Origin of the sequence: Acinetobacter sp. NIPH 284, from assembly GCF_000369425.1 — a bacterium.
Taxonomy (GTDB): domain Bacteria; phylum Pseudomonadota; class Gammaproteobacteria; order Pseudomonadales; family Moraxellaceae; genus Acinetobacter.
Genome location: NZ_KB850010.1, coordinates 460091 through 486590 on the forward strand (window position 1 = coordinate 460091; position 26500 = coordinate 486590).

26 protein-coding genes and 1 pseudogene are annotated in these 26500 nt (G+C 39.9%); 5 read left to right on the forward strand and 22 right to left on the reverse strand.

Annotated elements, in window-relative coordinates; translation table 11 throughout:
- The 3 genes and pseudogenes from F908_RS05305 to F908_RS05315 form a co-directional block, all read right to left on the reverse strand.
- Positions 1-426: pseudogene (locus F908_RS05305) on the reverse strand (IS4 family transposase); the annotation flags it as partial.
- A 25-nt stretch (positions 427-451) separates the two neighbouring features.
- Complete coding sequence (locus F908_RS05310; protein ID WP_005158572.1) at positions 452-1030, reverse strand: ATP-binding protein; 579 nt, start codon at positions 1028-1030, stop codon at positions 452-454.
- A 91-nt stretch (positions 1031-1121) separates the two neighbouring features.
- Positions 1122-1745 carry a LysE family translocator gene (locus tag F908_RS05315; protein ID WP_005158585.1) on the reverse strand — a complete coding sequence of 208 codons (624 nt, stop codon included), beginning with the start codon at positions 1743-1745 and terminating at the stop codon, positions 1122-1124.
- 353 nt (positions 1746-2098) lie between these two features.
- On the opposite strand from F908_RS05315, the gene F908_RS05320 reads away from it, so the two are divergent.
- Positions 2099-3721 carry an oleate hydratase gene (locus F908_RS05320; protein ID WP_005158586.1) on the forward strand — a complete coding sequence of 541 codons (1623 nt, stop codon included), beginning with the start codon at positions 2099-2101 and terminating at the stop codon, positions 3719-3721.
- 46 nt (positions 3722-3767) lie between these two features.
- On the opposite strand, the gene F908_RS05325 is transcribed toward F908_RS05320, so the two are convergent.
- Entirely contained in the window at positions 3768-4526 is a 759-nt protein-coding gene (locus F908_RS05325; protein ID WP_005158587.1) for a class I SAM-dependent methyltransferase, read from the reverse strand.
- A gap of 100 nt (positions 4527-4626) precedes the next feature.
- Positions 4627-5304: a DUF1345 domain-containing protein gene (locus tag F908_RS05330; RefSeq protein ID WP_005158588.1), complete on the reverse strand. Its 678-nt coding sequence runs from the start codon at positions 5302-5304 to the stop codon at positions 4627-4629.
- Between the two features lie 334 nt (positions 5305-5638).
- Here F908_RS05330 and F908_RS05335 point away from each other — a divergent pair, with 334 nt between their 5' ends.
- Entirely contained in the window at positions 5639-6511 is an 873-nt protein-coding gene (locus F908_RS05335) for a 1-aminocyclopropane-1-carboxylate deaminase/D-cysteine desulfhydrase (protein ID WP_005158589.1), read from the forward strand.
- Positions 6512-6564: 53 nt separating this feature from the next.
- The gene (locus F908_RS05340; protein WP_005158590.1) at positions 6565-7761 is read left to right on the forward strand and encodes a BaiN/RdsA family NAD(P)/FAD-dependent oxidoreductase; all 1197 of its coding nucleotides are present in this window, start codon (positions 6565-6567) and stop codon (positions 7759-7761) included.
- Positions 7762-7796: 35 nt separating this feature from the next.
- On the opposite strand, the gene F908_RS05345 is transcribed toward F908_RS05340, so the two are convergent.
- The 3 genes from F908_RS05345 to F908_RS05355 form a co-directional block, all read right to left on the reverse strand.
- The gene (locus F908_RS05345; RefSeq protein WP_005158592.1) at positions 7797-7976 is read right to left on the reverse strand and encodes a hypothetical protein; all 180 of its coding nucleotides are present in this window, start codon (positions 7974-7976) and stop codon (positions 7797-7799) included.
- A gap of 256 nt (positions 7977-8232) precedes the next feature.
- The gene (locus F908_RS05350) at positions 8233-9795 is read right to left on the reverse strand and encodes a mechanosensitive ion channel (protein ID WP_005158595.1); all 1563 of its coding nucleotides are present in this window, start codon (positions 9793-9795) and stop codon (positions 8233-8235) included.
- A 221-nt stretch (positions 9796-10016) separates the two neighbouring features.
- Positions 10017-10217, reverse strand: coding sequence for a hypothetical protein (locus F908_RS05355; RefSeq protein ID WP_034602662.1), 201 nt, complete (start codon positions 10215-10217; stop codon positions 10017-10019).
- Between the two features lie 206 nt (positions 10218-10423).
- On the opposite strand from F908_RS05355, the gene F908_RS05360 reads away from it, so the two are divergent.
- Positions 10424-10846, forward strand: coding sequence for a hypothetical protein (locus F908_RS05360; RefSeq protein WP_016652946.1), 423 nt, complete (start codon positions 10424-10426; stop codon positions 10844-10846).
- 20 nt (positions 10847-10866) lie between these two features.
- On the opposite strand, the gene F908_RS05365 is transcribed toward F908_RS05360, so the two are convergent.
- Positions 10867-11628, reverse strand: a complete 762-nt coding sequence (locus tag F908_RS05365; RefSeq protein ID WP_005158605.1) for a ferredoxin--NADP reductase — start codon at positions 11626-11628, stop codon at positions 10867-10869.
- An 84-nt stretch (positions 11629-11712) separates the two neighbouring features.
- On the opposite strand from F908_RS05365, the gene gigC reads away from it, so the two are divergent.
- A complete protein-coding gene (gene gigC, locus F908_RS05370; RefSeq protein ID WP_004663735.1) occupies positions 11713-12597 on the forward strand; it encodes a LysR family transcriptional regulator GigC in 885 nt (294 codons plus the stop codon).
- A gap of 19 nt (positions 12598-12616) precedes the next feature.
- On the opposite strand, the gene F908_RS05375 is transcribed toward gigC, so the two are convergent.
- From F908_RS05375 to nuoE, 13 genes are all read right to left on the reverse strand, one after another.
- The gene (locus F908_RS05375) at positions 12617-13324 is read right to left on the reverse strand and encodes a cold shock domain-containing protein (protein WP_034602639.1); all 708 of its coding nucleotides are present in this window, start codon (positions 13322-13324) and stop codon (positions 12617-12619) included.
- A gap of 78 nt (positions 13325-13402) precedes the next feature.
- A complete protein-coding gene (locus F908_RS05380) occupies positions 13403-13696 on the reverse strand; it encodes a cold shock domain-containing protein (protein WP_005158613.1) in 294 nt (97 codons plus the stop codon).
- Between the two features lie 117 nt (positions 13697-13813).
- Positions 13814-14449, reverse strand: coding sequence for a uracil phosphoribosyltransferase (upp, locus tag F908_RS05385; RefSeq protein WP_004663741.1), 636 nt, complete (start codon positions 14447-14449; stop codon positions 13814-13816).
- 116 nt (positions 14450-14565) lie between these two features.
- Entirely contained in the window at positions 14566-16062 is a 1497-nt protein-coding gene (nuoN, locus tag F908_RS05390; RefSeq protein WP_005158615.1) for an NADH-quinone oxidoreductase subunit NuoN, read from the reverse strand.
- 3 nt (positions 16063-16065) lie between these two features.
- Entirely contained in the window at positions 16066-17664 is a 1599-nt protein-coding gene (gene nuoM, locus F908_RS05395; protein ID WP_005158618.1) for an NADH-quinone oxidoreductase subunit M, read from the reverse strand.
- A 1-nt stretch (position 17665) separates the two neighbouring features.
- Positions 17666-19561 carry an NADH-quinone oxidoreductase subunit L gene (nuoL, locus tag F908_RS05400; RefSeq protein WP_005158620.1) on the reverse strand — a complete coding sequence of 632 codons (1896 nt, stop codon included), beginning with the start codon at positions 19559-19561 and terminating at the stop codon, positions 17666-17668.
- Positions 19558-19866 carry an NADH-quinone oxidoreductase subunit NuoK gene (gene nuoK, locus F908_RS05405; RefSeq protein WP_004638057.1) on the reverse strand — a complete coding sequence of 103 codons (309 nt, stop codon included), beginning with the start codon at positions 19864-19866 and terminating at the stop codon, positions 19558-19560. The genes nuoL and nuoK overlap by 4 nt, the downstream gene beginning before the upstream one ends.
- On the reverse strand, positions 19866-20384 hold the full coding sequence (nuoJ, locus tag F908_RS05410; protein ID WP_171063546.1) for an NADH-quinone oxidoreductase subunit J: 519 nt from the start codon (positions 20382-20384) through the stop codon (positions 19866-19868). Before nuoJ ends, nuoK begins: the two co-directional genes overlap by 1 nt.
- Positions 20384-20926: an NADH-quinone oxidoreductase subunit NuoI gene (gene nuoI / locus F908_RS05415; protein WP_004663751.1), complete on the reverse strand. Its 543-nt coding sequence runs from the start codon at positions 20924-20926 to the stop codon at positions 20384-20386. The genes nuoJ and nuoI overlap by 1 nt, the downstream gene beginning before the upstream one ends.
- Before the next feature lie 18 nt (positions 20927-20944).
- A complete protein-coding gene (gene nuoH / locus F908_RS05420; protein WP_004663752.1) occupies positions 20945-21961 on the reverse strand; it encodes an NADH-quinone oxidoreductase subunit NuoH in 1017 nt (338 codons plus the stop codon).
- Between the two features lie 3 nt (positions 21962-21964).
- Positions 21965-24649: an NADH-quinone oxidoreductase subunit NuoG gene (gene nuoG / locus F908_RS05425; RefSeq protein WP_005158623.1), complete on the reverse strand. Its 2685-nt coding sequence runs from the start codon at positions 24647-24649 to the stop codon at positions 21965-21967.
- A gap of 11 nt (positions 24650-24660) precedes the next feature.
- The gene (gene nuoF, locus F908_RS05430; RefSeq protein WP_005158626.1) at positions 24661-25989 is read right to left on the reverse strand and encodes an NADH-quinone oxidoreductase subunit NuoF; all 1329 of its coding nucleotides are present in this window, start codon (positions 25987-25989) and stop codon (positions 24661-24663) included.
- Positions 25986-26495, reverse strand: a complete 510-nt coding sequence (gene nuoE / locus F908_RS05435) for an NADH-quinone oxidoreductase subunit NuoE (RefSeq protein WP_004675093.1) — start codon at positions 26493-26495, stop codon at positions 25986-25988. Before nuoE ends, nuoF begins: the two co-directional genes overlap by 4 nt.
- Positions 26496-26500: the final 5 nt, after the last annotated feature.

Sequence of the window (26500 nt, forward strand, 5' to 3'; positions counted from 1 at the left end):
AAAGCGTTGAATCAAAGCAATACGCTCTTTTGTATCTGAATTTCCACGTTTATTGAGCAATGTCCAAACAATAGGTATCGCTATTCCACGATAGACGATGGCTAACATCAAGATATTGATATCTCGTTTTCCCCATTTCCAGTTGGTTCTATCCAAAGTTAATTGGACTTTATCGAATGAAAATATATTGAAAATTAACTGAGAAATTTGACGATAATCGAAGTACTGATCTGCAAAGAAGCGTTGTATACGTCGATAAAATGATTGTGGTAAGCACTTGATGGGTAAGGCTTTAGATGCAGAAGAAAGATTACATGTCTGTTTTACAATTAATGCAAGCATAATCAGTGTAAAACATTTTACACGTGACTTGTTCCACTTTAGATATTTGTTTAAGATGAGATGTAACTCATTGAAATGTGTCATCATATTCGTCGTCAGAAAACAAGTATTATGCCATTATTTCAATGAGTTGTCTTTTTTTGTCGTGTACAAAGTCTTTTTTTATACTATCCAAAAAGCTTTCATCAGATGGAAATTTAAACTTGGGATACAACGAACTCAAAACAACACAAGTACCTGATTTTAAATTACTTACAAACCCCATTTGATTTTCAGTTGATATAAGTTCTCCCTCATATTTTGAAATCGTATCAGCTGAAATACGGATTTTAGCATTCTCGTTTTTGTATTTAGTAAACCACACCGCTTCATTTGCTAATTTATGAAAAGCTAGACGTCCTCTACCATGTGATCCATGTAAATCATCATCATTTTTCTTATTAGATTCATTAAATTTTTGAAAACTATTATCCAAATTTAACAGATCAATTCCATCTCCATCATCACAAATTGAAACCGAGTCGACTGTACCTAATGCATTCTTATGTAACCTAACATTCACATTACTCGCTCTTGCATCAAAACCATTCCAAACAAGCTCAAAAATAGCTTTATATGGTTCCATATTTTTAAAGTGTTTTTTTATTCCATCATCTGTAATCTGAGCTATACCACTAAAGTTTTTCATCTTCGTAAGCCAATGTTTTTCTTATTCTAATCAATCATAACTCATAAATAATTTTTTTGTTATTTACAATTAGATTTTTAAATTTTCAACGTCACTTCATTCCAAAGATTAACTTCAATCCCAGCAAGGTCATCACCCCACCTGCAATACGATCAAAAACAGCCTTAGATTTTAAATAAACTTTGCGAGGACCTTCTGCTGACAATGCGACTGCGACCAACGAGTACCAACCTGCATCAATAAAGAAGCATAGCATCGGCAATACCACATAAAAATACGTTGGGATTTCTTTCGGCAATAACGCGGTAAAAATACTGGCAAGGATAATCGCAATTTTAGGGTTACTTAATTGGGTAATCAGTCCTAAACGAAATGCTTGCGTATAACTCATGGTCTTGACTGCACCATTTACAGCTTCCATGGGTTCTTTGGCATGTTTAATAATTTTAAACGCCAGCCAAAGTAAGTACAGACCACCAAAAACTTTCAAAGCTATATAGGCAGAAGGCACAGCCAGCAAAATTGCTTGTAACCCCATCACTGCAAGCAAACCAAATAATGCTGCACCCGTGCCTGTACCAAGCGCAGTAAATAAGCCATGTTTACGTGAAATCGCAATTGAGTTTTTGGCAACATAAATAAATGTAGGACCGGGACTAATTGCCCCCAACATTAATGCCAAAGCAATAGAGCCTAAAATCAATAATGATTCCAAGATAGACCTCAAGATTAGAATAATTTTCAAGTATTTATTTTACTTAAAAACCATAATAGAAGATATAATTTTTTGATTTCTGTTTATAAATTTAAGGATTTTTCAAGCAATTTGATATTTATTAAAAAACCAAAAATAGAGTAAAAACTCAATTTAATTTCAATATCAAACAGTTAAAACATAGCATATGAATACTAAAATTTTATTGTGTATCCATTTTTTCTATTAAAGTATTTTTCTGATAATAATTTATCATCGATTTTTAGCAGAACTTTCATATATTTTTAAAACACATAATCCCATAATAAAATTATGGCTTTAATTTTTTTAGAACTACAACCGAGGCACATCAGATGCAAAATAAAAGACTGAAAACATTAGATCGCTCTAAATCACATCTTTGGATTGTAGGTGGAGGCATAGCTGGTATGGCTGCTGCTGCTTTTGCGATTCGTGACGCTAAAGTGCCAGCCGAACATATCCATATTCTAGAAGAGTTGAATGTTTCTGGTGGTTCGATGGATGGTGGACATAATCCGCTTAATCCGAACCAAGCATGGGTCACACGTGGTGGACGTATGCTAACTGATGAAACTTATTTGTGTACTTGGGATTTATTTTCAAGCATTCCATCTTTAGAAAATCCAGACATTTCTGTTCGTGAAGAATGTCGTGAATTTAACGAACAAGTTAAAACCAATGCTCAAGCACGTTTGATCGACTCAAATCATATTATTGCAGAAGCTCAAAAATTGGGATTATCAACGCTCAACCGTGCTCAAATGTTACGGCTGTTAGCATTAAAAGAAGATCGTATTGGTAGTCGCCGTATTGATGAGTTTTTTGATGATGCATTTTTCCAAAGTAATTTTTGGCGGATGTGGCGAACCACGTTTGCCTTTCAAAAATGGCATAGCGCAGCAGAATTACGCCGTTATTTTTTACGTTTCATTCAAGAATTACCACGCATCCATACCTTAGCAGGCGTGAAACGAACCAAATACAATCAATATGATTCAATGATTCATCCCCTACAACGTTGGTTGGTGGAACAAGGCGTTGATGTTCGTTTCGGTAGTTATGTCACAGATGCGGACTTTGTCGAAGATGCCCAAACGAAGGAACGTAAGGCAGCCAAACTTTATGTCAACATTCCAGAAGGCACTGAACAAATTCAACTGGGCGAGCATGATCTTGCGCTCTTTACTTTAGGTTCAATTACGGCTGACTCACGTTATGGTGATAAATTTGATGTTCCTGAGCTGATTCGTGATCGACAAGATCATGGCTGGCGTTTGTGGGAAACATTGGCTCAAAAAGCCCCTGATTTTGGTCGCCCAATGACCTTTTATGGCAACATTGATGAGCATAAATGGAAATCCTTTACGCTCACCATGCATGATGATGTGCTGCTAAAACGGATTATTGATTACACAGGAAATGAACCAGGTACAGGTGCATTGATGACTTGGTTTGAATCTGGTTGGCATCTGTCTGTGGTCGTTCCAGCTCAACCGCATTTTGCTGACTTACCAGAAGGTAAATTCACCTTATGGGGTTATGGTTTTGAAATTGACCATATCGGCGATTACATTAAAAAACCGATGAGTGAAGCGACGGGTCAAGAGATTTTAATTGAGTTGATTCATCAACTTGGTTTCGATGACATCTTGGATCATGTGTTGGCACATACCGACATTACCACAGTAATGATGCCTTATGCTTCTGCCCTATTTGCATGTCGTAAAGCAGGTGATCGCCCATTGGTCATTCCAGAAAATGCGGTCAACTTTGCTTTCTTAGGTCAATTCGTAGAGCTTGAAGATGATGTGGTTTTCACTGTGGAATATTCCGTACGTTGTGCCATGATTGCCATTTATCAGCTCTTAGGTGTCGAACGTGAAATTCCAGAGATTTACAATGGTTTACTCGATCCTAAAGTTGGCTTAAATGCTTTGGAAGCAGTTTTTCATTAAATTTTAAAAAGCCATAGGGTAAATTGCTGCCCTATGGTTATTCAACTTATTTTGATAAAACGATATAAGCAACTTCACTGCTAAATGAACCATCGGCTTTGATTTGATAATATCGTTGCACCTGCTCTGATGCTTTGCTTTGTAAATCACGTATGGTAGTAATGGCATATTCAGGCGTTTGCATCCGTTCTGTCCAACTTTGGAAATCTAAATCCAAACGTTGCTTTGCGACGGTTTCAACTTTAAAGCCTGTAGATTCCGCGAAATACATCCATTCCTGCAAACTATAATTTCTGACATGACTCGGATCTCGTATCATTTCAATGGTCTGAAAAAAAGTATCAATCACAGGATTTGAATTTCCTAAAATATCAACAATAATAACTTTGCCATCTTGAGTTAATACACGATAAATTTCATGGATTGCCTGAGCAACACTCTGCCAATGATGCGCTGAATAACGCGTGATGACACAGTCAAAACATTGATCTATAAAAGGTAATTTTTCCGCTGCACCTTGTTGGGCAATCACGTTTTCAAAACCTCGTTGTTTGGCTTGAATCGATACAAGCTCAACCATTGACGGTGTTAAATCATAGGCAACTACTTCATCAACCAATGCTGCCACCTGATAAGTCACATGCCCACCACCACAGCCCAAATCTAAGACTTTTTGAAATTGATGAGATTGGATCAATTGTTGCATCTTCTGAAATTCGATGCCTTGCGCATGTACTTGGCTGTTTAAATAGGCTTGCGATTTATCTTGGTATTGCTGTTGATTAACTTGATGCTGAGTGGTCATGTTTTTATCCTTGCGATGTCATCTAGCTTTTAAAATAGACGTCACTAATCAAAAATAAAAATGATGAATTTTAATTCAATCAATAAAAATAAGTTATCAATTATAATCCAATCAAACTGGCTGCCACATTGATTGCGATGGCTAAAATCATGGTATTAAAAATAAAAGCCAAAACACAATGAAAAATATTCAGATGCCTCAATTCAGAACTGGTAATCGAAACATCTGCCGTTTGTGCAGAAGTGCCGATAATATAACTAAAATAAATAAAATCGAGATAATCAGGTTGATCAGTTTTTGGAAAATCTAAACCAGGATTCTTTTGCTGACTTTTGGCAAGATAATAATCATGCGCATAATGAATCGCAAATAAGGTATGTAGTAACAGCCATGTTGAAAAAATAGTCCCTATGGTCAATAAAATCAGGAATCCTTTTAAAAAAGCCTGATCTTTGGGGACATGGCTGAGTTGTACTACAATTGAAATAAAACAGATCACAATGGCGATCAAGACAACATTCAGAATTGCCCATTTCCCTGCATCTTGTTGCTGAGCGCGTTGTAAAATATGAGTTGAGTCTAAGCGCCACATCATTTTTAAAGTCAGAAATAAATATAACCAAATGGCAATATTCCACCCAATTTGTAGACAAGTCGCCCATTGCCAAGGCGTAAAAAAATGCAAAACAGCATAGATCACTAAACCTAAACTAAAGGTTGCTGATAAGTATGGGCGATGTTTTAGCCCTCTCGCAAAACGCTTTACAAAGCCTTGCATCTTTCACCCGCTGCTATTTTTTATTCACAATCAATTTAGGCTTATATTTAACACTGTAATCTTATATCAAAGTACCTTATTGCCTATATTTTACCTAAACCAAACAAACCATGAGCCAAGTGATAGACACTTAAACTTTTCAAATTCATCTATGGTAAATGTTATCGAAAAGTAGTTAAAACATAAGCGAATTAGATTGGACTAAATCGAATCATGCATAAAGTAATTTAGCCATTCCAATACTGACCAAGATGAACGAGGTTCGAAGAACAATACTGACTTTCACGATCGAATACACTTACAATAGGATTCAATTTATTTTTAATGATCTCAAATGTTTGATCACATTGCCTTTGATACACCTTATCAAACATTGCAACTTCCCCAGCCTGTTCAACTGACCATCAAACGCCTTGACCTGATTCATCCCCAGATTTCGGGCAATAAGTTTTTTAAACTCAAATACAACCTCTGGGCAGCACAACAGCAAGGTTTTTCTCAAGTCCTCACTTTTGGCGGTGCATTTTCCAATCATATTGCAGCAACGGCTTATGCAGCTCAACGCTTTGGCTTTCAAAGTATTGGCATCATTCGTGGTCAAGAACTTGCGACCCAAGACTTAAATCCTACTCTACAAACAGCGCAAGATTTTGGCATGCAACTGCATTTTGTCAGCCGAGCCGAATATCGTCTGCGCCATGAAGTGGAATATTTACAACAACTTCAACAGCAATATCCTCAGGCCTTTATTATTCCAGAGGGTGGAAGCAATTCCCTTGCCATTCAAGGGACACAGGAAATCCTCTCCCCTGATGATTTAGAAAATTATGACGTAATTTGTTGTGCTGTGGGTACTGGTGGAACTCTTGCAGGCATCATTGAAAGCAGTTCAGATCACCAGCACATTTTAGGCTTTTCAGCCTTGAAAGGTGATTTTCTCAAACAGGACATTCAACAATGGACTGATAAAAGCAATTGGTCTTTAACCGATGCCTATTGTGGTGGCGGCTATGCCAAAACTACACCTGAATTATTGAAATTTATTCAAAATTTTGAGCAAAAATATCAAATTCCACTCGAACACATTTATACAGGTAAAATGATAATGGGACTTCTTGATTTAATCCAGCACAATCATTTCCCTGCCCACACTCGAATCCTGGCCATTCATACAGGTGGGTTGCAAGGAAAGCTTAAAGCATATTAAAACCCCCACAAATCTTTTATAATTGCTCGCTTTTCGTCTACCGAGTAATCCTCATGGTTCATCAAGTTGATGTTGTTGTTTTAGGTGCAGGTGCATCAGGCTTGATGTTGGCTGCAGAGGCTGGTAAACGTGGACGTTCCGTTGTCGTATTAGAAAAAGCCAATAAAGTAGGTAAAAAGATTCTAATGTCTGGTGGTGGCAAGTGTAACTTCACTAACCTAGATGTTGAACCTTCAAATTATATTTCTGAAAATCCGCACTTTGTTATTTCAGCGCTCACTCGTTACACCAACTGGGATTTTATTGGTTTGGTCTGCGAATATGGTATTGAATATGAAGAACGTAAACACGGTCAGCTATTTACAATCAAAGGTGCAAAAGAAATCCTCGAACTTTTACTTGCAGAGTGCAATAAAGCGAAACGGGTTCAGATTCAGACCCATTGCGAAGTACAAAGCATAACAGCACAAATAGATTCAGGTTTTATCATTGAAACCAATCAAGGCACTTATCACTGTGAATCTCTCGTTGTAGCGACTGGTGGCTTATCTATTCCAACACTAGGAGGCTCTGGTTTTGGATATGAACTTGCTCAACAGTTTGGACACCATGTTTTTCCTACCCGTGCAGGTCTAGTCCCCTTCACCTTTTCGGACCATTTTAAAGAAGTCACAACACGCTTAAGTGGTAATGCTTTAGATGCAACACTGGTGAATGATCGCCATCAATTTACTGAAGCGTTGTTGTTTACTCATCGAGGCTTAAGTGGACCAAGTTCATTACAGCTCTCAAATTATTGGCATGTGGGTGAAAGCTTTAAAATTGATTTTTTCCCGAGCCAAGATTTAGTTCAATTCTTCAAGGAAAAGAAAAAGTCGCAACCCAAAGTTCTGCTCAGAACTTTGCTCAGTGAATTCACGGCGAAAAGTATCGTGCTTGAGCTACAACAACTAATTTGGGCGGAACAAAGTGAAACTGCGATTGGCAATTTTAGCGATTTACAACTAGAGCAAATTGCTGATCAATTGCACGCCTTTTCTGTTAAGCCATCTGGAACTGAAGGATATCGTACTGCTGAAGTCACATTAGGTGGCGTAGACACTAGCGAAGTTTCTTCAAAAACCATGGAAAGTAAAAAGCAGAAAGGCTTATATTTTATCGGTGAAGTACTCGATGTAACAGGTCATTTGGGAGGATATAACTTCCAATGGGCATGGTCTTCGGCTCAAGCAGCGGCTCAATTTGTTTAGTTCACTTAACACATTAAGCCGATTGCTAAATAACACTAAGCATGATGATCTGAAGAGTTAGCAGCTTCTGTAGAAGATACTTTTTGAGTATTTTTAATTGGTTTTTCTTTAGCCGTATTTGATTTCGCAACAACAAATTTGTACGCACTCGCCAAAAAACCTACAGTAATACCTGCAATAATAATCGGTGCAAATACGCGATTTGGCCTCTTCATTTCACTCTCCTCTATAGAATTTTTATTTAGAGACTATTGATACTTTATCTATAAATGAATTGCTTTTCAGGTCAAGTTTTTGATTAATCCTATTAAACTACAGTCATATGTACCCTAAAATTCAGTTTTAGGTCTCGTTTTTCTAAAATATGCCCTAATCACGATATAGATAAAAACTCAATAATGCTTATACAAACAAAACGACCACCCTGCTTAGAGTGGTCGAATTGGTTCAAAAAATCAAAGATTATTTTTACTATTCATCTGAATAAGGTGGGGTCGGTGGTGTTATTGGTGGTACCGAATGACTTGGTGTGATTTCTTTATCTAACGGATTTGGCTGTTTCGCTTCATTCTCTGCCTTATCTAATAAACCTGTCAATAAGCGTTCTGCAGGTTGACGACCACCTAAACCAAATGCCAAGGCAAAAGCAACTGCAACTGAACCAAGCGTCAAACCAAAAGCCAAATTCACAATCGAATCCGCAATACCCATAGCTTTTAGACCCATCGCAATCACTAAGCCCATAATTAAAATACGAACTAGGTTTGCTAACCAACGTGAACTATTGTATTCACCGCGTTGTACCACATTAGCCACGACATTGGCGAGCCAGAATCCAATCACCAAAATGACTGCACCCAATAAAATACTTGCACCAAACTGAATAAACATCGCAATCAGCACACTTACTTGCTCTAAGCCAAGACGGTTCGCAGCTTCAGAGATTGCAAACAACATGGTAAAAAATACAATCAAATAACCGATCAGATCAGAAACACGTGTTTGTCCAAGGAATCGTTGCAAATCAAGCTTCATTGGAATTTCATCAATTCCCGCCCCTGAAATAAGTTCAGCGACTAAACGTCCAACAAAACGAGAAACAATATAAGCAACGATTAGAATTAAACCAGCTGCAATAATTTGTGGAATTGCATACATAATTTCATTCAACATCGCTGTTGCGGGTTGAGAAATCGCTTGGATTCCTAAAGCTTCAAATGCCACAATCAACGCTGTGATGACAATAATTGCAAACACAAATGAGCCTAAAAATTTCGATATATTTGAGTTTTTAAATAATCCTACTTTTTCAGCTTGCGTTTGTAATCCCAAGCTATTACCTAATCCCTCGACAATACCGCGCACAATCTTGGCGAGAATATAACCTACAAAAAGGATCACACCCGCAATAAACAAATTAGGCAGATAAGCAATCGCTTCGTTTACCATGTTTTGTACAGGAATCAGCAGTCCTGTTAAACCTAAAATAGACAGCACAATTGGTAGAAATAGTAATAAAACCAACCAGTAAAAAATTTCTGCGATATTACTACTTAAAGCGTTAACACCAACTTCACTGCTTAGCTTCTCATCTAATTCTGTTCTAGATAATACATTGGTCAATCCAGCACGTACCAAACGCGCCACAATCCAACCAATAAATCCTACTGCAACGGCTGCAAATAAGTTTGGTATATAAGCAAGTACTCGTCCTACCATATTGCTAAACGGGTCACTTACACCACTAATATTTAAAACATTGAGTGAGCCAACCACAGCGAGAATCATAACAAACCAAAACACCAATTTAGAAACCAAGTTTTCAATATTGGGCGTACGATCAGTTACCGAAGATAACTTGTGATTGGTACCAACCTTTTGCAATAGCCGCTTTACACCTGCGGCAATGATTAAGGCAATAATCCAACCCACCAGTAAGATCAAAATTGCCGCTAAAATTGGGTGAAACTGGTCCCAATAATACATTGCGTTAAATCCTCCTCTCTGGGAGGGATCATTAAAAAATTCATTCATGCGAGTTATCCTTATCTTGTATTTTTAAATCTTGATATAAATCACCCATCACTGTTTTATGTTGAAACACACAAACTATGAATGTTTATCACCTTAGTTTTTGTCGATTTTTGAATCAATCGACAGCATCACTAATACAACAAAAAGTCCGCATAATTTTGCAAAAAAGCTCATTGATTCACATCAATGAGCTTTTAGATAAATTGTTTTAGTCAAAGCCATTAAGCATTCAGAATTACAGACTGCAGATTTGACATCATCAATTGAGCAGTTGGATTCGCTGAATGATCCGCGACCATATAAACAAGAAGTGCAATTAGGAAAACCCCCACAATGATCAACATATAAACGGGTAGTTTCTTTTTCTTTGCAATTTCCTCTCGACTCGCCACATGAGGTTGTGGCTTACTAAAATCATGCATCATAGCAGCCCTCATCCTTTTATTTGTTAGGCTTTTATCTTAGCAATACTCAATGTTGCATTGTGTGAAAAAGCTTCGGACTATCGTTGCAGTGTTTGCAGAACTCTACTTTTTTTATTTATTTTTTTGTTTAAAATATAGTCGGTTTTAGAATACGCTAAAAATAAGCTATACTAGTCGGCTTCGTTTCTCATATGTTTTGCTTTATGTCCTATAGTCAACAAAGTGTTTCTCTTGATTTAGACACGGATGTTACTCATCAATGTTTTTTACATCACACACGTGATGAACATTTAATAGGAATTATTGAGTTCAATAAGCCAAGCTATATCTTAAAATGGGGAGATTTAGAATACTTCCGTCGTCGCACTGAAGAATTCTCCGTCATGCCTTTACCTGATTGTGTAAATGCAATGATTATCGATATTCGAAATGTACAACCTTTTTTAGACAATGAAGTGCCTATTTTACCTTGGCGCCTACTCGAAGAAGATTGCCCTGTTCGCCTTGTTGTTCCTCAAGACCGTTTAGAACATTATATCGGTATTTTTGAACCGACATGGCTAAACACTGATGTCGATACTGCAATTCAAGAAATCCGTGAATTTATGGATATGTTTGTACATTAAGACATATCCATACCATACGACTACCAATAATTCTCTACTGCAATATTACCTTCACCACGACGATTCATCGTTAAACCTCGTTGTTTAAGTGCCTCTTTTGTATCCTCAACCATCTGAGGATTACCACACAACATCACATGACTACTGGCAGGGTTCAAAGCGAATCCTGCTGCTTTTTCTAATTCGCCATTACCAATTAAAATTGGGAGTCGATCATGTAATGCGGCTTTAGGATCACGGGTAATAATTGGAATGAATTTAAATCCAGAATGCCCTTCACCAAATGATGCTGCGATTTCTTCAATACGTTCCACATAAGCCAACTCAGACTCTGTGCGAACGCTATAAACTAGATGAATATGTTTATATTTATTCCAAGTTTCAAAGTCTTGTAACATGCATAGAAATGGTGCAAGTCCAGTACCAGTCCCCAATAGCCAAAGATCTTGCGGTAAAGGTTGTTGATACCTTGCCAAAGTCAAATAACCATAAGGTATTTTATCTAAATAAAGTTCATCACCAACTTTAAGGTGTTGCAAATTTGACGTAAATGCACCATCGGGAACAACAATCGAAAAGAATTCTAAAGTTTCATCAAAGGGCGAAGAAACAACAGAATAAGCTCTTACAACTAGCTCACCGCCAACCATTAAACCAATTCGCGCAAACTGCCCTGCTGTAAATTTAAAATGAGCAGGTCGGGTTATGGTGAAACTAAAAAGATTGTGAGCCCAACGATGAACAGATAGAACTTTTTCTACGCTAAATTTTTCAATTGACATGATTTGAACGTGGCACGAAACAGTAGGCTCATGTTAGCATGATCGAATAATTGATGGATACTCAAAACATTAAGGCTATTTAACATGCGCATGACCTTACGCCAACTGGCTGTTTTCGTGGCGGTTGCACAAGAAGGAACAGTAACCAAAGCGAGTGATGCTGTCAGACTGACACAAAGTGCAGCAAGTATGGCTTTGGCTGATTTAGAAGATGGCTTAGGTGCGCCTTTATTTGACCGTTTAGGCAAGCGTTTACAACTGAATGATTTAGGGCGTTTTTTATTACCTCAAGCCTTAGAAATTTTGGGTCGCTGCGAATCCTTTGAACAAGCTGCTAAAGGTGAACTGCAAAGCATTGATTTACGTTTAGGTGCAACCTTAACGATCAGTGATTATTTAATGCCTGATCTGATGGCTGAATTTTTACAGCATCATCCTCAAGCCCATCTTCAATTACAAGTCGGCAATACTCGCCAAATGATTGAAGCAGTGAATCAATTTCAGCTTGATTTAGCCTTGATCGAAGGTTCGTGCCATTTGCCTCAATTGCAATGTATCCATTGGCGAGATGATGAGCTTGCAGTCTGCTGTGCACCTGATCATCCTCTAGCAAAGTTAGATCGCCCAATTACACCAGCAGATTTCCATGAGGTTGAATGGATTTTACGTGAAGAAGGCTCAGGCACACGTGAAGTTTTTGACAATGCGATTTTACAAGATCTACCAGATGCCAATATACGTTTAACCCTCGGTCATAACGAAGCAATCTTAAAAATTGTTGCTGGTGGTTTGGGCATGTCTTGTGTTTCAAGACTCGCAATTGAACCACTGGAGGAGAAAGGTCAATTGGTTATTCTTAATACACCTTATTGGCAATTAACTCGCCCATTGTACATGTTGGTGCATCGTCAAAAATACCAAGGTCCTGGACTCAAAGCCTTTTTACATTTTTGTGAAGATCAGGTTTAAACCTGATCTTTTTTTATCATCAGAATTGTTGTTCACATGGTTCACCATCATTATTTCCATCCATTTTCACATTTGGACAATTCCTTAAAAAGAAGACAGCCTCTTCATACGAACGCATTTGAGAACAGTGAGTTCGCCCATCACAACTAAATTGGGTTTGCGCGGTGGCAGGTTGCTGTTCTAATCGTTTTTGATCATGGTGTATTGCTGGCGTTGGTATTGCTTTTAAAGCTTGCTCCGTTTTTTCAGATAACTTTACTTCAGGTAAATCACCCAAAGCCTGACGCTGAGCCTCCACAATCCTCTTTTGCTCTTCAATCAACTGCGCTGCTTTTAACCTTTGTGACTGTTGATAAGACTGATATTTTTTAAAGACCAAAACTGCTAAAACCGCAATAATCATTAAACCAATGACCGTAACGATCATTCTCTTTTTAGAATTAGATTGAGGATTATTTGGTAAAATTGCATTAGAAGAGATCTCAGAATTAGAGGAAAAATGATTAGAAGAATAAGAGCTCTTTAAATCTAACCGAACAATATTTGCTGCTTTAAATTTATCTTTATCTTGCACAATAAGAAATTTAAGTAATTCGCCGACTTTTGGCTCACCGCCTGCTGTGGGAAAATCGGTAATATGAAAGAAGATATCTGCCTGCCCTTCAAGCGCTATAAAGCCAAATCCTCTTTCTGAATTATATTTTTTAATTTTACCTTCAACAAACATATTTTCTTTTCTCATTTGCAAAGCCTAATGGATCAATATGGAGATCAAGAAAATTCTCTCCATATTTTATCTAGATGATTAACGTCGAAAGTTTGATAACAATTCTGATGTAATCGATTGATTATGAGCCAATATTTTATTTTTTTTAGTTTTTGCAGGATTCGGATCTACTCGTTCAATTTGTACTGCTTTAAATTTTCCATTATTTTCTAGGGCTACAAATTTTACTTTTTCATTTCGTTTCGGCTCACCTTCCGATGCAGGAAAATCTGAAATATGAAAAAAGATCTCGCCTTCAGCAGTTGCAATAAAACCAAACCCTTTGTCTGGATTATATTGTTTAACTTTTCCCTGATAAAATTCTTTCTTCATGACATTCACCTAATTTTGCAAGTACTGTATTTCAGTATATAAAAAAAGAGACTTTAAATCCTCCCCTGAAAACAGTACGGTTGGATTAAGTCTCTGTTTTAAGCATATTTTCAAAAATTAATCTTTTTGAACACTACCAAAAATCTTATCACCCGCATCTCCAAGACCTGGAACGATATAGCCATCCTCATTCAAACCTTGGTCAATCGATGCCGTATAGATACGTACGTCAGGGTGCGCAGCTTCTACTTTTGCAACACCTTCAGGTGCCGCAACCAAAACCATAACACGGATATCTTTACAGCCACTTGCCTTGAGTACATCAATTGCAGCAATTAACGAATTTCCTGTTGCCAGCATTGGATCAATAATCATCGCTAAGCGATTCGCAACATCAGGTACTAATTTTTTATAGTAAGTACGAACCTCTAAAGTCGCCTCATCACGCTCTAAACCCAATACACTCACTTTGGCACTTGGGATCAAGCTCAGTACGCCTTCAAGCATACCAATTCCAGCACGCAAGATAGGAACAATGGTAATTTTCTTGCCTGCGATACGTTGAGTCGAAACTTTACCTGCCCAACCATCAATTTCATGATCCACAACAGGTAGATCCTTAGTCGCTTCATAAGTCAGTAGCATCGTGACTTCTTGCGCCAATTCACGGAAGTTCTTTGTGCTAATGTCTGAACGGCGTAATAAACCAAGTTTATGACGAATAAGCGGATGGCGAATTTCTTGAATCGACACGAGTAAGTACCTAACTAATATTAATCTTTGAGTATTATAGAGTGTTTTTTTACTCTTCATTAAAAAAAGCCCCCAAATTTTGGAGGCTTTTTTGTACAAATCAGATTATCGGATGATTACTGTTGCTGAGATAACATGAAATGTAATGGAGAAAGAATCTCTGATTTCAATGCTAAATTGATCATTGGATCTGGGTATATACCAAGTAATAGTACAAGCAATGCTGCACCAAGTACCATGATACCACCAACTTTAGTTCCCCAATGTGCGTCAGCATCAATACGAGGTGTTTCTGGTGGAGTCATATACATCACCACCATGACACGTAAGTAGTAATACAAGCCAATACCACTTCCGACAACAACCATTGCAGCCAAGAACCAATGTTGAGTTGTTACAGCAGCCATTATCACAAGGAATTTACCAATAAAACCTGCAGTTAATGGAATCCCTGCTAATGACAACATCATCACCGTTAATGTTGCAGTCAAGATCGGACGACGCCAGAACAAACCACGGTAGTCTGCAAGACTTTGTGCTTCATCAACGTTGTTATATGGACTAGACATTAACGCAACTGCACCAAATGCACCGATTGTGGTGAGTACATAAGTAATCACATAAACCGTTACACTGCCTAAACTTGCATAAGTCATACTAATCAAAGCAATCAACAAGTAACCAAAGTGTGCAATTGATGAATAACCAAGGATGCGTTTTAAGTTAACTTGACGTACTGCAAGTAAGTTACCGACCAAAATTGATAACACAGCAATGACTGTCAAAACAGTCACTATTGATTCAACTAAGATTGCACCAGAACTTAATAAGTAACGTACAAATAAACCAATCGTTGCAACTTTGGCAGCTGTAGCTAAGAATGTCGCCATAGGTGCTGGTGCACCTGCATACACATCAGGCGTCCATTTATGGAATGGTGCAAGTGAAAGCTTAAATGCAACAGCAAAGATAATGAGACCTAAACCTAATAGCACCATTGGTTGCTTGATCGCAGTCATCAAAGCTTGAACAGAATCATAGAATGACAATGAACCTGTATACGCATAGATATATGCCATACCCATCAACAACATCGCAGATGCAGTTGCTGAAAGTACAAGATACTTAATTCCCGCTTCTAAAGATTGGCTACGTTGATGCGTGTAAGCCAACATACCGTACACAGGAATTGACATTAATTCTAAGCTGATAAAGAACGAAGCATAATGAGAGCTAGCAACCATCAACATCGCACCTGCTACTGAACACAATAGCAAGATGTACAACTCTTCGCGATTATCTTTATACGTTTCAATGTAAGCATGTGAAAGCGTGCTACAAGCCAAAGCAGCAATCAAAATCAGGAATTGGTAGAGCATGGTAAATGGATCAACCATAAACATGCCCATCACGTTTGCAGGGACAAAATGCCCGCTAAACATGGTATATGCAATTAGAATTGCAGAAAGGTTTAGACCCACAACTGTCGTTGTTGCAATCAGATTATGATTACGTTTAATCGCAATCAATAACATCACAACAACTGCAGTCAATGCCACAATCATCGCTGGGGCAAGTGGCATAAGCTCAGAAAAAGAAAGTGTGAAGTTCATGGTTTATCGCATCTCCACTTGTTCAAGTTGAGTTGCAGTCTGTTGAACAGTTTCAACAACTTCTTGTACTGGCATATAACTATTGACTAACCACTGCATGCTTGAATGTGACATATCCAAGAATGTCTGTGGGTAAAGTCCTAACCAAAGTAAACCAATCACACAGATCATCAAAATGCTCACTTCACGTACTGATAAATCTTTCAGTGGACTCGGATAGTGTTGCTTTTGTTCAGCATTTGGTTCGCCAAAAAGTGCTTTGTGAATCAGAATCAGACCGTAAAGACCTGCAAATACTAAACTTACTGCAGCAATGATTGTGAATGCAGGATAAGCTTTGAATGAACCCATAAGAATTAAGAATTCACCAATAAAGTTACCTAGACCAGGTACACCGACAAGTGCTGCAACAAAGAACATCAAGAAGAATGGTAAATATTGCAGTTGACCACGAAGACCACCCATTAAGCGTAGATCACGTGTGTGTAAACGCTCATACACTTGACCCGACATAATGAACAATGCAGCAGATGACAAGCCATGTGCCAACATCATGATCATCAGACCTTGGAAAGTCAGAATATTACCTGCATAGATTGCAAGTAAAATGAAACCCATGTGTGAAATAGACGTATACGCAAGCAAACGTTTCATGTCTGTTTGTTGGTACGCCAAGAATGCACCGTAGAAAATACCAATCAGACCCAAAATGATTGCAATATCAGCAAACTGAGCTGACGCTGCTGGGAAGAATGGAATTACGAAACGAAGTAGACCGTACGCTGCTGTCTTAATCAAAATACCAGCCAAGTCCACAGAACCCGCTGTTGGTGCTTGTGCATGCGCATCAGGTAACCAACCATGTAATGGGAACACAGGTAATTTAACTGCAAAACCAACAAAGAAACACAACATAAATGCATATGCAACTTCTGGCGGTAAGTGGTTTGCAACAGCCAATAAGTAGCTGTAATCAAAACCAATCATACCTGTCATCATATATCCATAGACCACTAAGCCTAAGATACCGATTAACATGATCAAACCAGCAATTTGTGTATATAAGAAGAATTTAGTTGCAGCATAAACACGTGAACGACCATTTGATCCTGAGTGTCCCCATAACGCAATCAAGAAATAGATTGGTACAAGCATCATCTCCCAGAAGAAGAAGAACAAGAATAAGTCAATTGCAAGGAATACACCGATAACCCCACCTAAACTCCAAAGGAGGTTTAAGTGGAAGAAACCAACATTCTTTTGAATTTCACCCCATGAACAACCAACAGCAAGTACACCAAGTAATGCTGTAAGTAAAACCATGAGTAGAGATAAACCATCCACAGCCAAGTGAATGCTAATACCCAAAGACTGAATCCACGGGAGATGGAATTCAGCAGCCCAAGTTGGGACTTTACCGCCCAACTCGTAGCTATATGTACCAGTTTGCCATAGTGCAATACCCAAACCAAAGGTAATGAGCATACCAATCAAGGCAATCCAGCGTGGCAAATGTTGGTCAAATTTATCAACCAACCAACAAATAAAACCAGCAATGAAAGGAACTAAAATCAGTGCGGGTAAAATTAAATTGTTTTCCATTTTATTTCCCCACAACCTGAATCACGATCAAGATCATCAATAACACCACTACACCGAGTGACATGCTTGATGCGTATTCACGCAATGAACCTGTTTGACGCGAACTTGTAAAGCTATTACCACCTTTCACAAGTGCAGGTAGCACTAACCATAAACCATCAATTGGATCACGACCTAAGATTTTCGCAATCAATAAATATGGTTTTACAAAAACAATGTCATACAAAGCATCAAAACCAAATGCGGTACGGCAAATATGTGCTAAACCAGAACCCAAAGACGTTTGAGCAAATGATTTAACCGCACCATACGCAAAGGTAAATAAGAAAATACCAACAACTAAACCAACAAGGGCAACACCACTTGCTAAATGTTCTGCATGTGCAACAGCTTCTTCTAAAGCTTCAGGAACAACAAAGCTTGGAATACTTGCAGCAGTCAATAATTTTGCAACAGGTGCTTGTAAGAAATAACCAATACCTGTTGATAAGGTCGCAAGAATTGCAAGTGGTGCCCAGTAAGTCACGCCATGAATGGCATGTGCATGGGTTTTTTCTTCGCCAAAGAATACCACCCAGATTAAACGGAACGTATAGATAGACGTTAAGAATGCACCCGCAACACCAACCCAGTACAACGTATTATAAAGTGGAAGGTTTGCAATCGTAGACTGTGCATATACTGCACCCAAGATCGCATCTTTAGAGAAGAAGCCAACTGTTACGATTGGAAGTGCAGCTAATGCGCCACCACCGATGACGAAACACCAGAATACAAATGGAATCTTTTTACGTAATCCACCCATTTTGAAAATGTTTTGTTCGTGATGACATGCAAGAATTACGGCACCCGAAGAAAGGAACAATAACGCTTTGAAGAATGCGTGAGCAAGCATATGGAATAAACCAGCTTGATACGCCTCAGCACCCACCGCCATAAACATATAACCGAGCTGACTCATAGTTGAGTAAGCCAAGATACGTTTGATATCGGTTTGAACCAATGCAGCAAAACCAGCTACAAGTAAGGTTACTGCACCTGTAATCGAGATGAACTGCATCACTTCTGGTGCCATTTCCATCACAGAGAACATACGGCAGCATAAGTACACACCCGCTGTCACCATTGTTGCAGCATGGATCAATGCAGATACTGGTGTAGGACCAGCCATCGCATCAGCTAACCAAGTTTGTAATGGAATTTGCGCTGATTTACCTGCCGCACCTAAGAACAACATCAATGCTGTCCAAATCGACAATGATGAGCTTTGCGTCATCACAGTCGCTGCATGTTCAACAATGTACTGTGTATTCAACGTACCAAACTGTTGATAGAGCAAGAACAATGCGATGAGTAAGAAAACATCACCCACACGTGTTACGGTGAATGCCTTGATTGCTGCCCAACCATTTGCAGGGTTTGAGTAGTAGAAACCAATCAAGAGGTATGAACACAGACCTACGCCTTCCCAACCTAAGAACAATAACGCCAAGTTATCGCCGAGTACCAACAACAACATGCTGGCAACGAACAGGTTGAAATAAGAGAAGAAACGTGCGTAATCTTCTTCACCACGCATATACCATGATGCAAAGATGTGAATCAGGAAACCAACACCTGTGATCATACCAGTCATCAATAATGACAAACCATCGAGGTGCAAGCTGATGCCTGGCTCAAAACCGCCAACACTGAACCACGTCCATAAGTGTTGAACAAAAACAGTTTGGCCACTGCTGGTAAATGCAAGGCCAGCGATTAAAGCAAATAAGGCAGATAAACCAACTGAACCGACACCAATAATGGCAGCGACATTTTCAGACAGTTTGTTACGCCCTGCCGCTAACAGGATAAAACCAATGAGCGGGAATAAAACGGTTAAATATAATGTACTCATCCGCGCATCTCACTAGCAGCATCCACATCCAAGTGATGGAAGCGATGATAAAACTGAAGGACGATCGCAAGACCAATACACGCCTCTGCCGCAGCAAGCGTTAGGATCAAAATGAACATCACTTGTCCATCTGGTTGAGCCCAAACACTACCTGCCAAAACAAATGCCAATGCAGCAGCATTCATCATCACTTCAAGGCTCATTAGCATAAATAATAGGTTGCGTCGCACCATTACACCGTAAAAACCGAGTGCAAAAAGGATGGTTGCAACAATCAAACCATGTTCTAAAGGGATGTGTCCCATTATTCTTTATCCTCTTCTGCACTTGGTTCACGTTTGCCAAGGTGATATGCAGCAACTAAGGCTGCAAGCAATAACATCGCGGCAACTTCTACCAATAATAGATAGTGAGTAAATAATGCTTGACCGACTGCTTTAGGACCTACAATTTCTGTACCTAATGGTGCAGAAATCGTGGTGTATTCTCCACCCAACATCCAAACCAAAACCAAGCCCAATAAGAAACTCATTAATGCAGGATATGCCCATGCATCAGAAGTTAACCATTTACGTTCTTGTTCAACCGTATCTTGTCCAAGGTTCAACATCATGACCACGAAGACGAACAACACCATGATTGCACCAGCATAAACAATAATCTCAAGTGCACCAGCAAAAGGCGCACCCACGATCATGAAAATACCAGCAACAGCAAGTAAAGAAACGATTAAACTTAAAAGAGCATGTACGGGATTCGTATTTGTCACAACACGTATTGTCGATACGATGGCCACAAGTGCCATCAAATAAAATGGCCACATCATGGTAACAAGCTCCGTACATCAACTGGTGCACTTTCTTTTTGTGCCTGACCTTTTTCCTTACCATTTACTGCCATACCAGTGACACGGTAGAAGTTATAGTCAGGATATTTGCCTGGGCCAGAAATCAATAAGTTTTCTTTTTCATAAACCAAGTCTTGGCGTACATATTCAGCAAGTTCAAAATCTGGAGTCATCTGAATTGCAGTTGTAGGACAAGCTTCTTCACACATACCGCAGAAAATGCAGCGTGAAAAGTTGATACGGAAAAATTCTGGATACCAACGTCCATCTTCTTTTTCCGCTTTTTGTAATGAAATACAGCCAACAGGACATGCAACCGCACACAGGTTACATGCCACACAACGCTCTTCACCATCTGGATCACGCGTCAAGATGATACGACCACGAAAGCGTGGAGGCACAATTTGTTCAGCTGGTACTTCTGGATATAAAATCGTGTCACGTTTACGTGTTACATGGCTAAACACCATCCACAACGAACGGACAATCGATCCAAATCCAGCTAGAATTTTATACATTTTGTACTCCTTGCTGTCCTAGGCCTGATTCATCAGAATCACAGCACCAGTCACTAACAAGTTGACCAACGCCAATGGCAAACAAACTTTCCAACCAAAATTCATCACTTGGTCATAACGTGGACGCATTAAAGAACCACGCGCCAATACAAACATCATTACAAAGAATGCTGTTTTAATCACGAACCAAAAAACTGGTGGAACAAATGGAATTTCTAAGTTAAATGGTGCAAGCCATCCGCCGAAGAATAACGTTACGATCAGTGCAGAGATTAAAACCACGTTTACGTATTCCGCAACGAAGAACATCCCCCACTTCATCCCACCATATTCAACGTGATAACCTTCCGCCAATTCTTGCTCAGCTTCTGGTTGGTCAAATGGATGACGATGCGTCACTGCAACACCAGCAATAACAAAGATAATGAAACCAATGAATTGTGGAATAACAAACCAAACATCACGTTGAGCTTCAACGATTTCACGTAGATTGAATGAGCCTGCAATCGCAACCACACCCATCAATGAAATACCCAAGAACACTTCATAAGAAATAGTTTGAGCAGCAGAACGAAGACCACCGAGTAACGAGTATTTGTTGTTAGACGCCCAACCACCAAACAGCACTGCATAAACTGCAATACCCGCCATTGCCATAAAGAACAATAGACCGATACTCATATCCGCAACGCCCAGTGTAGGACTTACTGGGATGACCATAAACGAAAGTACCGCAGTTGCCATCGCAACTGCTGGTGCTAAACGAAAAGTCAGCTTATCGGCAAACTTTGGTGTCCAGTCTTCTTTGAACATGATCTTGAGCATGTCGGCAACGATCTGGAACATACCACCCGGACCAACACGGTTTGGACCATAACGGTCTTGCCATAACGCCAAGAGACGACGCTCAATAAATGACATTAATGCAGCAACCAAAACCACCACCAACAGGATCACAACTGCTTGAATCACTGAATAAGCGATTGGCCAGTTCTCAGCCCAAAGTGGCGTTTGACGTATAATTTCTTGATTCATGAATTACACTCCTACTGCCACAGACACAGGCTCTGCCAATGAAACGGTTGGTGCTAGACCAATTGGATAACCAATGTAGCCTGTTGGTAAATATTCGATGACCTGTACAGGTAAGCTGATGCTCGTTTCGCCTGCTTTCACGGTAATACGTTGACCATCTTGAACATTTAAGCGCGTCGCATCTTGTTCACCCACGGCAAACATCGCTTCAGGAATACGTGATTCCATTGCTGGTGTTTTAATCGTGAATTCACCTGAACCAAAGATATGGTGCATTGGCACAAGACGGAAGCTTTCAGGATTCACAACCACGGCAGTCGGTGCAACATAGCTACGTGCAGGACGTTTTGCTAAGCGATCGAATAAACGTACACCCGAATCACCACCTTTTAAATGACCACCAACTTCATCTTGATACTTGTTCCACGCTTGTGGCGAGTTCCAACCCGCAGCCCATGCGAAAGGTACTAAAGACGATGCTGTCTGATTACCCACATAACCTTCCATAGAGAATGTTAATGCTGAGTCTGGATCGGTTGGTTGTTTTGGCTCGTGAATCGATAACGGCGCACGCATTGCGGTACGACCTGAGTAACGACGTGGCTCACGTGCAATTTTCAAACCATGAACACGATAACCTGCATCTGGTGCAACATCTTGAATCGCTTCAAGTACTGGAACATTCTTCACGATGTCATCAATTACATCATCAAGCAATGTCCAATCGACTGCTTTACCTTTAAGACCTGTCTCAACAGCATGTAACCAACGCCATGATTCTTTGATCGCATATTCAGGCTTGTAGTAGCTTGGGTCATACACTTGATAGAAACGTTGTGCACGGCCTTCTTGACTCACTACAGTGCCATCACCTTCAGCAAAACTTGCTGCTGAAAGAACGATGTCTGCAAGCTTCACGGTCTCAGTTTCGCTGTGATCCAATACGATCACAGTTTCAGCTTTATCAAGCGCAGCTTTTACTTGAGCGACTGGCAAACGACGAGTTAGGTCATTTTCAACCACAACTACGGCATCATAGTCTTGTGCAAAAGCTTGTTCTAAACTTAAACCACCGAATAATGCTAGACCCATTGAGTTCACTTCAGGAACCGTCAAAGATAAACCAGCATTTTCACCAAGATTCTGTGCAACTTGTGCAGCAGCTTCCATAATCGCTGAATCTTGTAAGCTTGTACCAGAGATAATCAATGGTTTTTTCGCGGCTTTTAAAGTGTCAGCAATCGTTTGTGCAAATGCTTTTGCATCATCCGCTAAACCAGAAAGCGCTTCGCCTTTAACAGCAGCAGCAACCGCGAAACCTAAACGTGCAATATCGTTTGGAGAAGCAACCACTTCACCTGTTGCAACATCCGCTAAACGCGTTTGTGTTGCAGCAAGAATATAAATCGGTGATTTTGCTTCTTGGCCAATACGTTGCACAGGCTCTGCTAACCAGTCAGGAGTACGCGTTTTCGCAGCCATTTCTTTCGCTTTATTTTTCGCAGCTTGGCGAACTGATAAAGCCATACGTGGTGCTGTTTGCGTTAAGTCTTCACCCAAGATTAGAACTGCATCATAGCTCTCAATTTCACGCATGTTCGGGTTGTAAATACCCTGTGTTTGCATGATTGAAGCAGCTAACTCAACCAAGTTCTGCTCTTTTTGAGACATACCTGTTGAATAGTTAGCTTGACCAACAAGTTGGCGAAGTGCGTAGTTTGATTCCAAACTTGCACGAGGAGAACCGATACCTAGAACTTTCTTACCTTTAAGCTGTGCAATGACTTGATCAAGTGCATGATCAACACTCACAGTTGCAACAGTTTCACCGTTACGGAATTGAGGTTGGCGTGGACGATCTTCACGATTGACATAACCCGTACCGAAACGACCTTTATCACAAAGGAAGTATTGGTTTACTGAACCATTAAAACGGTTTTCTACACGACGGATTTCACCATAACGCTCACCTGGAGAGATGTTACAGCCCGAAGAACAGCCATGACATACGCTCGGAGCATACTGCATATCCCATTTACGGTTATAACGTGCAGAGTGCGTTTTATCGGTAAATACACCTGTTGGGCAGACTTCAGTCAAGTTACCAGAGAATTCAGATTCTAAAGTACCTGATTCCGGACGACCGAAATAAACACGTGATGCATTCGCATAAACACCAAAGTCGGTACCACCCGCATAGTCTTTATAGTAACGAACACAACGGTAACAAGCGATACAACGGTTCATTTCATGTGCAATAAAAGAACCTAACTCTTGGTTATGATGTGTACGTTTCGTAAAGCGATAGCGACGACGATCGTGCTGAGTCATGACCGTCATATCTTGTAAATGACAGTGACCACCTTCTTCACAGACTGGACAGTCATGTGGGTGATTCGTCATCAAGAATTCAACAATCGATGCACGAAACTCTGTTGCTTCTTTGTCTTCAATCGAAATGTAAGTATTGTCAGCGGCTGGTGTCATACAAGACATTACCAAACGCCCACGTGTGTCCTCAGGATTCGCGTATTGAGTTACCGCACATTGACGACAAGAACCAACAGAACCTAAGGATGGGTGCCAACAAAAATACGGGATATCGATGCCAAGGCTTAAACATGCTTGTAGCAAGTTCTCTGAGCCATTGACTTCATACGATTTTCCATCGACATGAATTGTAGCCATAGTCGAATTCCTTAAGCTTGTTCTACGTCAAGAGCAGAAGCATGGGTTTTAACCTTTGCTTCAAACTCATGGCGGAAATATTTTAATGCGCCCATAAGCGGCTCCATCGCACCCGGTGCGTGAGCACAGAAAGTTTTACCGATCCATAATTTACGAGTCAGTTCTTGTAAATGATCGATATCTTCTTTCTTACCTGTACCTGTTTCGAGTGCTTTCAGCGCTTTGACTGCCCAAGGTAAGCCATCACGGCACGGTGTACAGAAACCACATGATTCACGTGCAAAGAACTCTTCTAAATTACGCGTTGCAGAGACCATACACTGGGTTTCATCAACCACCATCAACAAACATGTTCCTAAACGTGAACCTGCTTTCATGATGCTTTCAGCGTCCATTGGCAGGTCAATATGTTCAGCCGCCAAGAAATCTGTTGATGCGCCACCCGGTAACCATGCTTTCAGTGTTAGACCGTCACGCATACCGCCCGCATGATCTTCAATCACTTCGCGCGCAGTTGTACCAAAAGGAAGTTCCCAAAGTCCTGGGAATTTCACCTTACCTGATGCACCATAGATCTTCGTACCTGGATCTTTAGACTTATGTGCAGAAAGGTTGATATACCATTCTGGACCACGCAACATAATCGCTGGCAAGTTATTATAGGTTTCAACGTTATTGACAATCGTTGGACGACCCCATGCACCAGCAACTTGTGGGAATGGTGGTTTAGTACGCGGATTGGCACGACGACCTTCAAGCGAGTTAATCAATGCAGTTTCTTCACCACAGATATAACGCCCTGCACCCGTGTGCACATGCATCTCAAAGTTCCAACCAGTACCGAGGATGTTTTCACCCAAGTAACCTTTGGCACGAACTTGCTCTAATGCTTCATTTAAGTATTGAGCTGCTTCGATGTATTCACCACGAATGAAGATATAACCATGCGTTGCTTCAAGGGTATAACCTGCGATCAACATACCTTCGATCAATTGATGTGGAAGTTTTTCCATCAACAAACGGTCTTTAAAGGTACCTGGTTCCATTTCATCAGCATTACAGATCAGGTAACGTGGACCTGAATTGTCGTTTGGCGCCATCAGTGACCATTTGATCCCTGCTGGGAAGCCTGCACCGCCACGACCTTTAACTGTCGCAGCTTTAATCACGTCAAGTACATCTTTTGGTGGCATGCTGAGCGCTTTTTTGAAGCCTGCATAACCTTCTAAAGCTTCGTATTCATCAGCATTACGTACAGCATCTTGCTTACTCAAACGCCAAGTGAGTGGATGAGTTTCTGGATTACCGTCGCCATAAATTGGTTTTGGTTCAGTATTCATACATACTTCTCCAATAACTGTTTAACTGATGACACATCCACTAAACCGTGAGTATCTTCATCAATCATTAACGTTGGACCTTTATCACAGTTGCCTAAACAGCAAATTGGGAGCAAGGTGAAACGACCATCTGCTGTGGTTTGTCCATACTGAATGCCTAACTCTCGCTGAAATGCTTCTGCTAAAGTTTCTGCACCCATCAAGAAGCATGCAATTGAGTCACATAACAAAATCACATGACGACCTACAGGTTGGCGATAAATACGGTTATAGAACGTTGCTACACCCTCTAAATCTGCCACACTGATTGTCAACAATTGCGCAATCGCATTCATTTGAGCGTCATCTACCCAGCCATTACGACGTTGTACGCATTTTAATGCATCCAATGATGCCGCACGTGGATATGGATAGTGATCAATATGGTGTTCAATGTCATGGATTTCTTCAGCAGTCAAAATCCCTTCAACATTCACACGAGGTTTTTTATCAGTCAAAATCATCATAATCG